Annotated in this window: 13 protein-coding genes, 1 tRNA gene and 1 pseudogene; 6 read left to right on the top strand and 9 right to left on the bottom strand. The window is 47.3% G+C overall.

The features are described from left to right. Nucleotides 1-675, top strand: coding sequence for an RluA family pseudouridine synthase (locus C825_RS21015; protein WP_007652514.1), 675 nt, complete (start codon nucleotides 1-3; stop codon nucleotides 673-675). On the opposite strand, the gene C825_RS21010 is transcribed toward C825_RS21015, so the two are convergent. Next, nucleotides 661-1,578: a DMT family transporter gene (locus C825_RS21010; RefSeq protein ID WP_010800046.1), complete on the bottom strand. Its 918-nt coding sequence runs from the start codon at nucleotides 1,576-1,578 to the stop codon at nucleotides 661-663. The two genes, C825_RS21015 and C825_RS21010, sit on opposite strands and share 15 nt — an antisense overlap. An 89-nt stretch (nucleotides 1,579-1,667) precedes the next feature. Further along, nucleotides 1,668-2,726 carry a class I fructose-bisphosphate aldolase gene (locus C825_RS21005; RefSeq protein WP_010800045.1) on the bottom strand — a complete coding sequence of 353 codons (1,059 nt, stop codon included), beginning with the start codon at nucleotides 2,724-2,726 and terminating at the stop codon, nucleotides 1,668-1,670. 185 nt (nucleotides 2,727-2,911) lie between these two features. Here C825_RS21005 and C825_RS21000 point away from each other — a divergent pair, with 185 nt between their 5' ends. Together C825_RS21000 and C825_RS20995 are read left to right on the top strand one after the other, a co-directional pair. Continuing rightward, on the top strand, nucleotides 2,912-3,463 hold the full coding sequence (locus tag C825_RS21000; RefSeq protein ID WP_007652517.1) for an NADH peroxidase: 552 nt from the start codon (nucleotides 2,912-2,914) through the stop codon (nucleotides 3,461-3,463). Nucleotides 3,464-3,678: 215 nt separating this feature from the next. Next, a tRNA-Ser gene (locus tag C825_RS20995) sits at nucleotides 3,679-3,765 on the top strand. A 411-nt stretch (nucleotides 3,766-4,176) separates the two neighbouring features. Here C825_RS20995 and trpA read toward each other — a convergent pair. The 7 genes and pseudogenes from trpA to trpB all read right to left on the bottom strand — a co-directional run bounded on the left by trpA (nucleotide 4,177) and on the right by trpB (nucleotide 10,650). Beyond that, entirely contained in the window at nucleotides 4,177-4,950 is a 774-nt protein-coding gene (trpA, locus tag C825_RS20985) for a tryptophan synthase subunit alpha (RefSeq protein ID WP_010800044.1), read from the bottom strand. Further along, nucleotides 4,947-5,621, bottom strand: a complete 675-nt coding sequence (locus tag C825_RS20980; protein ID WP_044215157.1) for a phosphoribosylanthranilate isomerase — start codon at nucleotides 5,619-5,621, stop codon at nucleotides 4,947-4,949. The genes trpA and C825_RS20980 overlap by 4 nt, the downstream gene beginning before the upstream one ends. Continuing rightward, nucleotides 5,615-6,427, bottom strand: coding sequence for an indole-3-glycerol phosphate synthase TrpC (gene trpC, locus C825_RS20975; protein WP_007652531.1), 813 nt, complete (start codon nucleotides 6,425-6,427; stop codon nucleotides 5,615-5,617). The genes C825_RS20980 and trpC overlap by 7 nt, the downstream gene beginning before the upstream one ends. A gap of 3 nt (nucleotides 6,428-6,430) precedes the next feature. Then, a pseudogene (gene trpD / locus C825_RS20970) lies at nucleotides 6,431-7,425 on the bottom strand (anthranilate phosphoribosyltransferase). A gap of 31 nt (nucleotides 7,426-7,456) precedes the next feature. After that, entirely contained in the window at nucleotides 7,457-8,026 is a 570-nt protein-coding gene (locus C825_RS20965; protein WP_010800041.1) for an anthranilate synthase component II, read from the bottom strand. Nucleotides 8,027-8,052: 26 nt separating this feature from the next. Beyond that, nucleotides 8,053-9,459: an anthranilate synthase component I family protein gene (locus C825_RS20960; RefSeq protein WP_010800040.1), complete on the bottom strand. Its 1,407-nt coding sequence runs from the start codon at nucleotides 9,457-9,459 to the stop codon at nucleotides 8,053-8,055. A 3-nt stretch (nucleotides 9,460-9,462) separates the two neighbouring features. Then, nucleotides 9,463-10,650: a tryptophan synthase subunit beta gene (gene trpB, locus C825_RS20955; protein WP_010800039.1), complete on the bottom strand. Its 1,188-nt coding sequence runs from the start codon at nucleotides 10,648-10,650 to the stop codon at nucleotides 9,463-9,465. 302 nt (nucleotides 10,651-10,952) lie between these two features. On the opposite strand from trpB, the gene C825_RS20950 reads away from it, so the two are divergent. From C825_RS20950 to C825_RS20940, 3 genes are all read left to right on the top strand, one after another. Beyond that, nucleotides 10,953-12,140: a THUMP-like domain-containing protein gene (locus C825_RS20950; protein WP_010800038.1), complete on the top strand. Its 1,188-nt coding sequence runs from the start codon at nucleotides 10,953-10,955 to the stop codon at nucleotides 12,138-12,140. A gap of 74 nt (nucleotides 12,141-12,214) precedes the next feature. Beyond that, a complete protein-coding gene (locus tag C825_RS20945; RefSeq protein ID WP_007652543.1) occupies nucleotides 12,215-12,721 on the top strand; it encodes a DoxX family membrane protein in 507 nt (168 codons plus the stop codon). An 84-nt stretch (nucleotides 12,722-12,805) separates the two neighbouring features. Further along, on the top strand, nucleotides 12,806-14,374 hold the full coding sequence (locus tag C825_RS20940) for a Gfo/Idh/MocA family oxidoreductase (RefSeq protein WP_250690610.1): 1,569 nt from the start codon (nucleotides 12,806-12,808) through the stop codon (nucleotides 14,372-14,374). Nucleotides 14,375-14,381 lie beyond the last annotated feature (7 nt).

Below are 14,381 nucleotides of genomic sequence, written 5' to 3'. Positions count from 1 at the left end.
ATGGAAGTTATCTACGAAGACAATCATATCATCGCGGTAAACAAAACATGCCGTGAGATTGTACAAGGAGATAAAACCGGTGATACTCCTCTTTCGGAAATGCTCAAGGCGTGGCTGAAAGAGAAGTATTGCAAGCCGGGAAATGTGTATGTCGGTGTTACCCACCGGCTGGACCGTCCGGTGAGCGGTGTAGTCCTGTTTGCCAAGACCAGTAAAGCTTTGCCCCGCCTGAACGAGATGTTCCGGGTAGGAGAGGTGAAGAAAACCTATTGGGCCATTGTCAAGAACTGTCCGCCGGCTGAAGAAGGCGAACTGGTGAACTGGCTGGTCCGTAACGAGAAACAAAACAAGAGTTACGCTTACGATACCGAACGTCCGGATTCAAAGAAAGCGATTCTTCATTATAAGGTGATTGCGCATTCGGATAATTATTTCTTATTGGAAATAGACCTGAAAACCGGCCGGCATCATCAGATACGCTGCCAGTTGGCAAAGATGGGGTGTCCGATTAAAGGAGACCTGAAATATGGTGCCGAGCGTTCGAATAAAGATGGTGGTATCAGTCTCCATTCCCGGAGTGCCGAGTTTATCCATCCGGTATCCAAAGAATTGATAAAGATTGTAGCCCCTGTCCCTGACGATAATTTATGGAAAGGTATTTCAGAGGGCCTCTAACTGGGCCCTCGATTTACTTTGTGTTACGATATAAACGCCGGTAAATACCAATGCTACGGCAATCCCTTTCATCACTCCAAAAGTATCCATCCCCCAAAGTACGGCAATCAGTGACGCAACGATTGGTTGTACGTAATTATACATACAAGCTACTGTCGGGCGCAACAGGTTTTGTCCGATAGGAATGAACAGGTAAGGCAGGAAAGTACCTCCCAGTACGACATAAATGATACCCATATACAATTCAGAAGGAAGATTCAGGAAATCGATACCTGCAATATGGTTGTAGGAGAACGGTATCGTGCAGATGGAAGCGTATGTGAACATCCATTTCATCAATGTGATAGGGGAATATTTGCCTATTAATCCCTTGAACAACACAAAATAAAAAGAGAAACTGAACTGTGCCAGCAGGCAGAGCAGGTCACCCCATATATTGCTGCTTTTACCGCTACCGGCCGCTGCGCTTTGACTGCTTAGAATCAGCAACAAGGCTCCGGCTGCCCCGACAAAGATACCGATTACCTTTTTTCCGGTGACAGGTTCTTTCAGGTAGAATGCCGCAATAATCATAGTAATGATAGGCGTTGTTGTCGTGACTATGGAGGCATTGATAGGCGAGGTCAGGGAAACGCCGAAGATGAATGACCCCTGGTTCAGTACGATTCCCAGTAACGCGGCGAAGAACAGCTTCGCAAGGTCCTGATGGTTGACATGTTCTTTTTTGGTGAAGAGTGACGCCAGCCAGAAAACGACAGCCGCTCCCACCATGCGGAAAGTCGTGAGCGACAACGCACTGACCGGACCAGCCATTAATACGGCTTTTGAAACGGGAGACATCAGCCCCCATAATATATTTGCCCCCAGCATAGCCAGATGGCCTTTATAAGCATCTGATTTCATTTTGCCTTTATTGAATCGGTGCAAAGGTAAATAAAAAAGTGCATGAAAAGATATATCCTTCCATGCACTTCCTGTATGTCGTTGCTTGTTTATGCAATCGTGATCTCCGGATCCAGGTAAACGTCCTGGATGGTGTGAAGCAGTTCGACGCCATCTTTCATGGAACGCTGGAATGCTTTACGTCCGCTGATCAGGCCCATGCCGCCGGCACGTTTGTTGATGACAGCAGTGATGACGGCTTCTTTCAGGTCGGAGGCACCGTGTGATTCTCCTCCGGAATTTATTAGGCCGACACGGCCCATATAACCGTTTGCTACCTGGTAACGACAAAGGTCGATCGGATGTTCGGTCGTCAGTTCGGTGTACATCTTTTTATCTACCTTACCGAAGTTGATGGCTGTGAAGCCGCCGTTGTTGGACGGCAGTTTTTGTTTAACGATATCTGCTTTGATTGTTACACCCAGATGGTTGGCCTGACCGGTCAGGTCGGCTGCTGCATGATAATCTACGCCATCTTTTTTGAAATCATTGTTCCTCAGATAGCACCAGAGGACGGTTGCCATACCTAGTTCGTGTGCATACTCGAATGCATCCGCAATCTCGACCAGTTGCTCACGGCTTTCCGCAGAACCGAAATAGATGGTGGCACCGACTGCTGCGGCCCCCATGTTCCAGGCTTCCTTGACTGTGCCAAACATCACCTGATTGTAGCTGTTCGGATAAGTAAGCAATTCATTGTGATTGAGTTTTACGAGGAACGGTATTTTATGTGCATATTTACGTGCCACAGCTCCCAGGTTTCCGAATGTGGAAGCGACAGCGTTGCAACCGCCTTCGATTGCCAGTTTCACGATGTTTTCCGGATCGAAATAAATGGGATTCGGGGCGAATGATGCTCCGGCCGTATGTTCTATGTCCTGGTCGACCGGGAGGATAGACAGATAACCGGTGTTAGCCAGACGTCCGCTTCCCAACATCCGTTGTAAATTATTTAATGTCTGAATGTTTCTGTCCGTATTGATCCAGATATCATCGACTGTTGAAGGAGATGGTATGTGAATCAGTGATTTGTCTATCGTTTTACAGGTGTGACCCAGTAAATATTCTGCTTTGTCGCCTAAGAGGCTTGTAATCTTTAATGTATCCATACTATATGTAAGTTTTATAATCTAACATTTGCCGCTTTGAATAAGTTCCATAGTTTTTATCAATTAACAGATAGAATATTTCTATCGGCTTATCTCTTGCTGTTTAGATTTGTTTGGTTAATTTTGTCACAGCGAATAACAAAAGATTATACTAATAGTTATACAACCAATAAAATTTTACGAAGATGAAAAAGAAATGGATCTGCACAGTATGTGGTTATGTTCATGAAGGTGACGAAGCTCCTGAATTCTGTCCGCAATGTAAACAACCGAAAAGCAAGTTCAAAGAACTGGTAGAAACAACAGGCGCTCTGCAGTTTGTAGACGAACACGTATTAGGTGTTGCAAAAGGTGTTGACCCTGTTATTCTTGAGGGGTTGAACGCTCACTTTATGGGTGAATGTACTGAGGTAGGTATGTATCTGGCAATGAGTCGCCAGGCAGACCGCGAAGGTTATCCTGAAGTAGCAGAAGCATTCAAACGTTATGCATGGGAAGAAGCTGAACATGCTGCCAAGTTTGCAGAGCTGTTAGGTGATGTTGTTTGGGATACAAAGACTAACCTGAAAAAACGTATGGAAGCAGAAGCCGGTGCCTGCGAAGATAAAAAACGTATCGCTACATTGGCAAAACAGCAGAATCTGGATGCTATCCACGATACAGTACACGAAATGTGTAAAGACGAAGCCCGCCATGGTAAAGGTTTCGAAGGATTATATAACCGTTATTTCAAATAATAACATTCAATTCGTTAACACGATAGGATTGGGAGTGCCGAGAGGTTACTCCCTTTTTTTAGCACTATAGTGCTGTGTTGTATGATACTATAGTGCTATGGGTATTAGCATAATAGTGTTGTTGGGACTGACATAGTAGTGCTGTGTGCAGAAAAAAAGGACCTTCGGAGGATAACGGTATCAAATTTTTTATACATTTGTTGCGTCAACGATCAGGAAAGCTGCCAGAGTGGTCGAATGGGCCGCACTCGAAATGCGGTGAACGGGTAACTGTTCCGGGGGTTCGAATCCCTCGCTTTCCGCTGAAAAGAGAAACAGTTGTCGGTTATAAACTGGTAACTGTTTTTTTTCAGATGTATAAAGATTATCGGATTGATATTAGTTTCATGATATCCATGTTTTTCCAGTTTGTCTGGCCCCCTTTAAAATTAGAGGCTTTCTATCCGGTCTGCTTTTCCAATCTTTTAAATCTTCAATGATGCTACGATATAATTCCATGATAAAATCAATTTTATGTTCCTGAAAATGGCAAAAATGCACAAAAGACGTTCCTGTTTTTGGCAAATGTACTAAATAGTAGGGAATAACATTGTTGTAAGTTGCTGTTTTTTCGAGTATATTTTATTAATCTAAAAACGGACAGGCATCCATAGATAAAGCGATGCTTGTCCGTTGTTGTTTCGATGCCTACCCATTTCAGGCAGGTTGCCGTCCTATTTTTTCAAACCTTCCAGTAATGCATCTACAGCTCCGGGGATTGTAGTTTCGCTTTTCAGCAATTGGATAAATTTGCTGCCGATGATGGCGCCTGAGGAATTAGAGGAGGCGGCATCGAAGGTGGCTTTATTGGAGATTCCGAAACCTACCAGGCGGGGATTTTGCAGGTTCATTCCGTTGATACGGCGGAAATAGGCCTGTTTCTGGTCGTCGAAACTCTGCTGTGCACCTGTTATTGCTGCACTCGATACCATATAGATGAAGCCGGAAGTGTGTTCGTCAATCAGGCGGATACGGTCTTCGGAGGTTTCAGGGGTGATAAGCATAATCATTTTCAGGTCGTAGCGGTCGGCTATCTCTTTGTAGTCGGACATGTAGTCGGCGAAAGGGAGGTCGGGGATAATCATGCCGTCGATACCTACTTCCACACATTTTTTACAGAAGTCTTCGAAGCCGAATTGCATAATCGGATTGAGGTAGCCCATCAGAACTAAAGGCATTTGTACCTCTTTTCGTATGTCTTTCAACTGTTCGAACAGGAGGTGGAGCGACATGCCGTTTCGCAATGCCTGTGTAGCGGCTTCCTGGATGACGGGACCGTCTGCCATCGGGTCGGAAAAAGGGATGCCTACTTCGACCATGTTGATACCTTTTGCTTCCAGTTCTTTCAGAATGGTTACCGTATCATTTAGCTGAGGATAACCTGCTGTAAAGTAAACGGACAGGATGCCGTTCTTTTTTGTTTCGAATAAGTTTGTAATACGATTCATATGTCAGTTTTTTTATTTTTAATCTTGTCAATAAATGTTTTCAGTTTCTCTACGTCTTTCATGCCCGGACTGGTTTCGAAACCACTATTGAGGTCGATACCGGCCAGTTTCGGGTGGCTGAAGTTCCGGAGGGCTTCTACGCTGTCGGGGTTGATACCGCCGCTGAGCAGGAAAGGCGTTTGCCCTTTGTAGGCGGAGAGTACCGACCAGTCGAACTGTTTGCCTGAACCGCCATAGCTGCTGCATTTGGTGTCGAAAAGAAAATAGTCGGCACGGCCTTCGTAATCGGCGACTGGTTTTAAATCTTCTTCGGTGGCGATAGAAAATGCCTTGATGATTGCATATCCCCGTTTATGGAGGGTATAGCAGATGTCCGGCGATTCGTTTCCATGTAATTGCAGGTAATCGAGCCGGTAACGGGCGGCTGTTTCCATCATTTCATCCGGCGTGGCGTTGACGAAGACGCCGACCCTCTTCAATTGAAAATTGAAAATTGAGAATTGAGAATTATTAAGAGAGGAACTCTTTCTTTCATTTTCAATTGTCCATTTTCCATTGTCAATTGAGCGAGCGGAGCGAGCGTAAAAGATGAATCCCATCCAGTCGATTCCCGTCTCTGCTACCTGCCGGATATTTTCCGGTTCCCGCATGCCGCAAACCTTGATTAGCATGGCAAACCTCCTATGAAAGCGGACAAAGTATCGCCCGGTTCTTCTGTTTTCATAAATGTCTCACCAATCAGGAAACCGCGGAAGCCAGCCTCACGAAGGCGGCTTACTGTGGCTGTGTCTGATATTCCGCTTTCCGAAACCAGGAGGGGAGCGAGGTCCTTTTCTTTGCTGACTTCCTGCATGATTTCTGCCAGACGGAACGAATTTTCCACATCGGTATGGAATGTCCCGAGGTTGCGGTTGTTAACACCGAGCATGTCGATATGCGGGTTGAGATGCCCCAATTCCGATTCGCTGTGGATTTCCAGCAATGTTTCCAGTTGGAGGGTATGCGCCAGCTCTGCCAGTGACAGGCATTGGTCGGGGGTGAGGCAGGCGGCGATTAACAGAATTGCGTCGGCTCCCATGACCCGGGCCTGGTACACCTGGTATTCGTCGATGATAAAATCTTTCCGCAACAGAGGAATCTCAGCCAGCTTGCGTGCCTGGCAGAGGTCACCCAACGAACCACCGAAAAACTGCGGGTCGGTCAGGACCGAGCAGGCAGAAGCTCCGGCTTGCTGATAGGCCGGGATGATGTCCGGGATGGCGGCATCCGGATGCAACCAGCCTTTCGAAGGACTTTTGCGTTTAAACTCGGCGATGATACCCGAAGAAGATGCAGCCAGCGAGGCACGCATCGAATAGGTGGTACGTTCCAGCCGTTCACCACCCAATGCCAGTAGCGTACGGAGCTGTACGGCTTGTTTCTGCCGGTCTACTTCGATGCGTTTGTTGGCTATAATGTCTTGCAATATATCTTTCATAAATCAATTATTCAGTGAAATAAACTTCTTTAGCGTAGCCAGTGCACTGCCGCTTTCCAGCGATTCGCGGGCTTCGGCGATACAGGTTTCTATCTTCTTTTCCGGGCAGATGACCTGGATGGCAAAGGCAGAGTTGGCAACTACGCAGTTCTTTTGTGCCGGGGTTGCCGTATTGGTCATTACGTTATTGAAGATGCGGGCGGCATCTTCGACAGTCTGTCCGCCGTCGAGGTCATCCTCTGTGCAACGGGCAAAACCAAGCATTTCCGGGTATATAGTTTCTCTTTCTCCGGCATTGCTACCTTAAAGTCGGAGGTCAGTGATATTTCATCGTACCCGTCCAGGCTGTGGACAACGGCAAAACGCGTCCCGCTTTCCTGGTATGTGTAACTGTATAACCGCAGCAAAGGTAAATTATATACACCCAATAACTGGTAAGTCGGCATAACGGGATTCACCAGCGGACCGAGCATATTGAAGAAACTGCGTACTCCCAGGCTTTTACGTACCGGGGCTACCGCTTTTAGGGCCGGATTGAACAAAGGGGCATGCAGGTATGCGATATGGCAGGTGTCCATGCTTTGGCGTAGTTTGTCGATATCGTTGGTAAATTTGACGCCATGTTGTTCCATCACATTACTGGCACCGCTGACGGAGGTTGCGCCGTAGTTACCATGTTTCACCACATTGTAACCGGCTCCGGCAACGACAAAACAGGAAGCGGTACTGATATTGAATGTGTTTTTGCCGTCTCCCCCTGTACCGACGATGTCGATTGGCTTGTAATCCGACAGGTCGACCGGTACGCGCATTTCGAGCAGGGCTTCGCGGAAACCGGATAGCTCTTCTACGGAAATGTTACGCATCAGATAGACGGTGATGAGGCTGGCTATCTGGGAATCATTGTATTGGCCGGCAGCCATATTCTGAAGTATCTGGCGGGCTTCATCCCGGCCGAGGTACTGGTGTTCGAATAATCTGTATAATATATCTTTCATAACTCTTCTTTCTTATGTTTATTAGTCCTCGTTATCCTTTCAGCCAGTTTTCAATAATAATCTTGCCTTTCGGGGTCAGGACCGATTCCGGATGGAACTGGATACCCCGGACATCGTACGTACGGTGACGCAATGCCATGATTTGTTTTTCTTCCATATCTTCGGCTGTTATTTCCAGGCAATCGGGGAAGTTTTCGCGGGAGACTGCCCAGGAGTGGTAACGCCCGGCGCGGAATCCGGCTTCGAGTCCGGCAAATAACGGTTCTTTAGCTGTTACCCGGATATTGGAACAAACGCCGTGATGAACGTCCGTCAGGTTAATCAGGGTTGCTCCGAAGGCTTCTCCAATCGCTTGTTCTCCGAGGCATACTCCCAGAATACTTTTTGTCGGGGCATATTGGCGGATTAAAGGAAGCAGGATGCCCGCTTCTTCCGGAATGCCGGGACCCGGCGAAAGAAGGATTTTGTCAAAGCGGTCTACTTCTTCCAAGGATATTTTGTCATTGCGGTGAACTTCCACCTCTGCACCCAGTTCCTTCAGGATGTGTAATAAGTTATAGGTGAAGGAATCATAATTGTCGAATAATAATATCTTGCTCATAATTTTCAATTCTCAATTTTCAATTTTTAATTCTTCAACTTCTCTGCCAGGTCGATTGCCTTTTTCAAGGCTCCCAGCTTGTTGTTTACTTCCTGTAGTTCGCGTTCGTCGTTGCTTTTCGCTACGATACCGGCACCGGCCTGGTAATACAGTACGTTGCCGCGGCTGACGAAGGTGCGGATAGTGATAGCCTGGTTCAGGTCACCGTCCAGGCCGATAAATCCGATGCAGCCACCATAGGCTCCACGGTTATGTTTTTCGAGGTCGGTGATAAGCTGCATGGCACGTACTTTCGGGGCGCCGCTGAGGGTTCCTGCCGGGAAGGTGTCGATGTATGTTTTTACCGGGTTGCTGTCGCTGTTCACTTCGCCGCTTACACGGGAAACCAGGTGGATGACGTGACTGTAATATTGTACCTCCTTGTAGAAATCGACCTGTACGTTGTGTGCGTTGCGACTCAGGTCGTTGCGGGCAAGGTCTACCAGCATGACATGTTCGGCATTCTCTTTCGGGTCGGCGAGGAGGGCTTCTGTACGCTGTTTGTCGAGAGCCACGTTGCCTGTGCGGAAAGCGGTTCCGGCAATCGGGTCGATGCTTGCATGGCCTTCTGTCACTTTGCAGTGCGTTTCGGGAGAAGAACCGAAGATGCGGAAGCCGCCGAAGTCAAAATAGAAAAGGTAGGGGGAAGGATTGACACTTCTCAGGGCACGGTAGACTTTAAAGTCGTCGCCTTTGAACGGTTGTTCGAAACGGCGGCTTAAAACGATTTGGAAAACATCACCGCGCAGGCAGTGTTTGATACCTTCGCGAACCATGGCCTTATATTCTTCGCCGGTGATAGGAGAAGTCTCTGGCCCGGTGGTCTGAAAGTTATAGGAAGCATAGTTGCGGTTTTCAATCAGTGTTTCGATCTCTTGCAAGTTGCTCTTTTCACCGTCCTGCAATAATTCGACCAATGTCAGTTCATTTTTGAAATGGTTGAAGACGAGGATATACTTATATAATATGTATAGCATGTCGGGAGCATCGTTCTCTTCGTGATGGGCTTCCATGACCGGAATGTTTTCGAAGTAACGGACAGCATCGAAGGCCGTGTATCCGAACAGGCCGCAGACTTTCTTGTCTGCCCCTTCGATGCTGTAACGGCCCAGAAATGCGTTCATGGCATCTGCCACGTTATAGCTTTCGCTGAGGGGAGTCACTTCGCGGTTGCCGTCGGGAAAGGTTGCCGTACATTCGCCGTTGTTGATGCCGATACTTGCCAGCGGGCAGAGGGCGATGAAGGAAAGGCTGTTTTCGTTTCCGTGGAAGTCCGAACTTTCCAGCAGGGCTGATTCCGGATAGATATCCCGTACTTTCAGGTAGATGCTGACGGGAGTGTGCAGGTCGCCCAGGACCTGTTTGCTTATCGTTTTGAAATGATAGTTTTTCATCGGTTACTTTCTGTTTTTGTATTCAATATACGTATCCATATCTTTATCGCCACGACCGGAGACTGTTAACACGACTACGTCTTCCGGCTTGAAATTCACTTTGCTGAGTGCTCCCAGCGCATGGGCGCTTTCCAGTGCCGGGATGATTCCTTCCAGGCGGGTCAGTTCGAAAGCGGCTTCCAGTGCTTCGTCGTCATCGACTGCCAGGATAGAGGCGCGGTGGCTGACGGACAGATTGGCGTGAATCGGGCCGATTCCCGGATAGTCCAGTCCGGCAGAGATAGAGTAGGGCTCTTCGATTTGTCCGTCTTCGCTCTGCATGACCAGGGTACGGGCTCCGTGTATGATTCCTTTCTTTCCCAGTTGGATGGTGGCGGCGCTCATACCTGAACAGATTCCTTTTCCTCCGGCTTCTGCCAGTACGAGTTTCACCCGTTGGTCGTCGATAAAGTGATAGATTGTACCGGCTGCATTGCTTCCGCCTCCGACGCAGGCAATCAGGTAATCCGGATGGTCGCGCCCTTCTTTTTCCTGTAACTGTTTCTTTATCTCTTCACTGATAACGGATTGCAGGCGTGCTACCATGTCGGGATAAGGGTGAGGACCGACTGTGGAACCGATGATGTAATACGTATCGGAAGGGTGACAACACCAGTCACGGATTGCTTCGTTTGTTGCATCTTTCAGGGTCATGTTGCCGGAAGTAACAGGGACGACGGTTGCACCGAGCATCTCCATCTTCTGCACGTTGGCATGCTGGCGTTCCACGTCCGTCTTGCCCATGTAAACGATGCATTCCATGTTCATCAGGGCGCAAACGGTAGCTGTGGCAACACCGTGCTGTCCCGCACCTGTTTCGGCGATGATGCGGGTTTTGCCCATGCGGCGTGCCAGCAGAATCTGTCCGATTGTGTTGTTGATTTTGTGGGCTCCCGTATGGTTGAGGTCTTCCCGTTTGAGATAAATCTTGCAACCATACTTTTCGCTTAATCGTTTTGCCAGGTAAAGGGGGGAGGGGCGGCCTACGTAGTCGCGCAGCAATTGGTTGAATTCCTGCTTGAAACTTTCACTTTCCAGTACTTCCAGATAGATGTTCTGTAAGTTTTCCACACACTGGTGAAGGATTTCGGGGATATAAGCGCCGCCGAACTCACCATAATAACCGTTTTTGTCAACTTGATACGTTTTCATCTTTTGCTATGTTGTTTTAATTGTATTCGTAAATGGATTAAAAAGAAAAAAGGCCCGTCGCAAGTGCGACAGGCCTTTCTATGATATCTTGACTAGTATATACACAGGACTGCGTTCCTTACGACCGTTGTAGGAGTAAAGAGCGCCACCACCAAAATGTATTTACTATAAATGTTCTCATGACTGTTTTTGTTATTACGGCAGCAAATATAGATATTCTCTGACAAACTGCAAATAATTTGCGGATTTTTTTTGAAAAATATTCGTTGTATCACTAATCATAAAAACCTTATCTTTGTCGCATGAAACAGACAGATGAATTCCGGAGATTTGTAAAAGAACATGCAGGCGATGATTTGACTCGTCTTCTGCTGAGTGCATCCCGTTATCCTTCAATCGATGTTCCTTTTGCAGTAGACCAGATTGCCTCCCGGCGGCAGATTAAGGAAAAGCTGCCTTTATGGTATGCAAACGACGATTTGTTATTTCCTTCAAAGATATCGGCAGAGCAATGTTCATCTGAACAGACGGCTTCCTACAAACAGCGTTTGGTGAAGGAAGATGAAACCCTGTGCGACCTGACCGGTGGTCTGGGAATTGACAGTTATTACTTCTCCCGGAAAGTCCGCCAAGTAACTTATATAGAACGTTTCCCTGCTTATTGCGAGGCTGCCCGTAATAATTTTTCAGCATTGGGTGTCGACAATATAACGGTTATGGAAGGGGATAGCACAATGTTAATATCCCAACTGCCCCGAACCGATGTTTTTTATATTGACCCGGCCCGTCGCGGCGAAGGGAATAAACGGGTTTTTGCTTTGCAGGATTGTGAACCCGACCTGCCGGCCTTGTTGCCGGAACTCTTCCGCCATGCGCCGAAAGTGATTGCAAAGTTATCTCCTATGGCCGATATACGGTTGACATTGGAGCTTTTACCCAGAACTGTGGAAGTCCATGTGTTGTCGGTAAAGAACGAATGTAAGGAACTGCTTTTTGTTGTGGAAAGAGATGCGTCCGTAACTTCTCCGGTTATTCATTGCATTAATTATACAGGCAATGGGGAGGAAGAATCTTTTATTTTTACTTTGCAAGATGAGAGTCGGGAAGAGTTACATCTGTCCGGTCAGGTAAAAAACTATCTCTATGAACCCAATTCCTCGTTGCTGAAAGCCGGTGCCTTTAAAAGTACCGCTACCCGTTTCGGATTGGAAAAGTTGCATACGAGCAGCCATCTTTATACCTCAGATATAGGAGTAGCTGTTTTTCCGGGCAGGAGTTTTGTTGTAGAGGAGGTATTCCCTTTTACCGGGAAACTCTGCAAAGGAATATCCGGACAAATACCCCGTGCAAATATCACTGTCCGTAATTTCCCTCTATCCGTAGAAGAATTGCGTAAACGCACAAAGATCATGGATGGTGGAGATGTATATCTTTTTGCTACTACCCAGGCCGACAATAGTAAAATTTTGGTAAAATGTAGAAAGTTTTAGTATCATCAGTATTTCAAATCCTTTGTTCTCCGGATTTTATCCCTATATTTGCGGCGATAAATCAAATACATGAAATGATACAAAAAGATTCTTACACTTCTGCGCAGTTGACCGCGATGGTTGTACTGCGATTATTCATTGGCTGGCATTTTGCCTACGAAGGACTGGTGAAGATCCTGAATCCCAAATGGACATCGCTTCCTTACCTCCTCGATTCCAAAGGTTTTATGTCTGACTTTTTCGCCGGATTGGCTAGTGATCCGGCCATGATGAACATGGTTAATGCGCTGAACGAATGGGCGCTGTTGTTAATCGGTCTCGGACTGATTACCGGTGCTTTCAGCAAACTCTCTTCTATCGGGGCGATGATATTGCTTGCATTTTATTACCTTTCCCATCCTTCGTTTATCGGGGCACAATATATGATGCCGTTCGAAGGGTCTTATCTGTGGATAGACAAGAATCTGGTAGAGATGGCGGCGCTGGCTGTATTGCTGGTTTTTCCCACCTCTCATATTATCGGGCTGGACCGCTATCTGAAAAAAGCGATTCCCTTATTGTCTAAACTCAAATTAATGTAATATCATGGCAACAGAAAACAATAATAATACTCCGAAAGAAAATCAGGGCCTCAGTCTGAAGGACGTCGTAATGCCCTGAAGGCGTTGGCTACCATTCCGGTATTGGGGGCACTGGGTTATGGTGTCTACAAGAAACAGACGTACGACAAAAAGTCGAAAAGTCTGGGTAGTGCCTTTAAGTTTGATAAAGAACATTATATGATTCCTGCCCAGCCGGACGGGAAAAAGATTCGTATCGGAATGATCGGTTTCGGTATCCGTGGCAAGCAGCTGATGCGTGCAGCCGGTTTTGCCGAACCTTCCTGGATCGACGGCCTGATTGAAGGGGCGAAGAACGATAGCAAGGACAAGCGTTACGAGCAGTTCCAGGAGCAGGATGATTTGAATATCGAAGTAACCGGCGTATGCGATATCTTCGATGTGTATGGTGAAGCGGCTGTTTTGGCGGCATCCAATATTCATCGCGAAGGTTCGAACGGAAAGTTCGGTAAACGCCCGAAACGTTACAGAACATATAAAGAATTGCTGGCGGCCGATGACATCGACGCAGTTATTATCGCAACTCCCGACCATTGGCACAGTACGATGGCGATGGAAGCAGCTAAAGCCGGAAAGCATGTCTATGTGGAAAAACCGTTGTCGTGGACAGTTCCTGAGACTTATCAGGTGCGCCAGGTGGTAAAAGAAACCGGCATCGTTTTCCAGCTGGGGCATCAGGGACGTCAGACCGACAGTTATATCCGTGCCAAGGAGATCATCGACAAAGGCCTGATCGGCAAAGTATCGCTGATCGAAGTATGTACCAACCGTAACGACCCGAACGGGGCGTGGGTATATCCGCTGATAGACGGCGCTTCTCCCGACACAATCGACTGGAAACAGTTCGAAGGACCGGAAGAACGCATCAAGGAATATACCGATTATATGACAGCGAACAACCTGCAACGGTATATCGGTCCTGATCCCCGTGATAAATTCAGCTTGGAACGTTTCTTCCGCTGGCGTTGCTGGTGGGATTACAGTACCGGTTTGAGCGGTGACCTGCTGACACACGAGTACGATGCGATCAACCAGATATTCGGAGTGGGTATCCCTCATTCGGCTACTTCGTCGGGTGGTGTCTATTACTTCAAGGACGGACGTACGGTACCTGACGTCTTGCAGACTACTTTCGAGTTCCCCGACCGGGATATGACGATGTTGTACAGTGCTACATTGGCTAGCAACCGTCCGCGTGGAAAGGTCATTATGGGACATGATGCCCAGATGGAATTGTCCAATACGATTACGCTGAAGGCGGATCCGGCGTCCGAAATTTACAAGGAGAAGATGGACAAGGGGATCATCAAACCGAACGAACCGTTCTATACCTATGTGCCGGGACAGAATTCGGTGGATGCTATTACGTCGCCAACTGAATTATATTTTGCCCAGCGCGGTTTGCTTTACACCTATGTAAGCGGTAAACGTTACGACACGACCCACCTGCATATTCGTGAATGGCTGGAATGTATCCGTCAGAATAAACAGCCGAGCTGTAATATTGATGCCGCATTCCAGGAAGCGATGACTGCCCATATGGGAACACATGCTTATCTGGAAGGACGTACGATGTACTGGGATAAAGAGAAAGAAGAAATTGTGAAAGGATAATCGATAC

It is taken from the genome of Parabacteroides sp. ASF519 (genome assembly GCF_000364265.2).
GTDB lineage: Bacteria > Bacteroidota > Bacteroidia > Bacteroidales > Tannerellaceae > Parabacteroides > Parabacteroides goldsteinii.
Note: the sequence above shows the minus strand (reverse complement) of the source record. Positions and strands in the feature narration are given on the sequence as shown.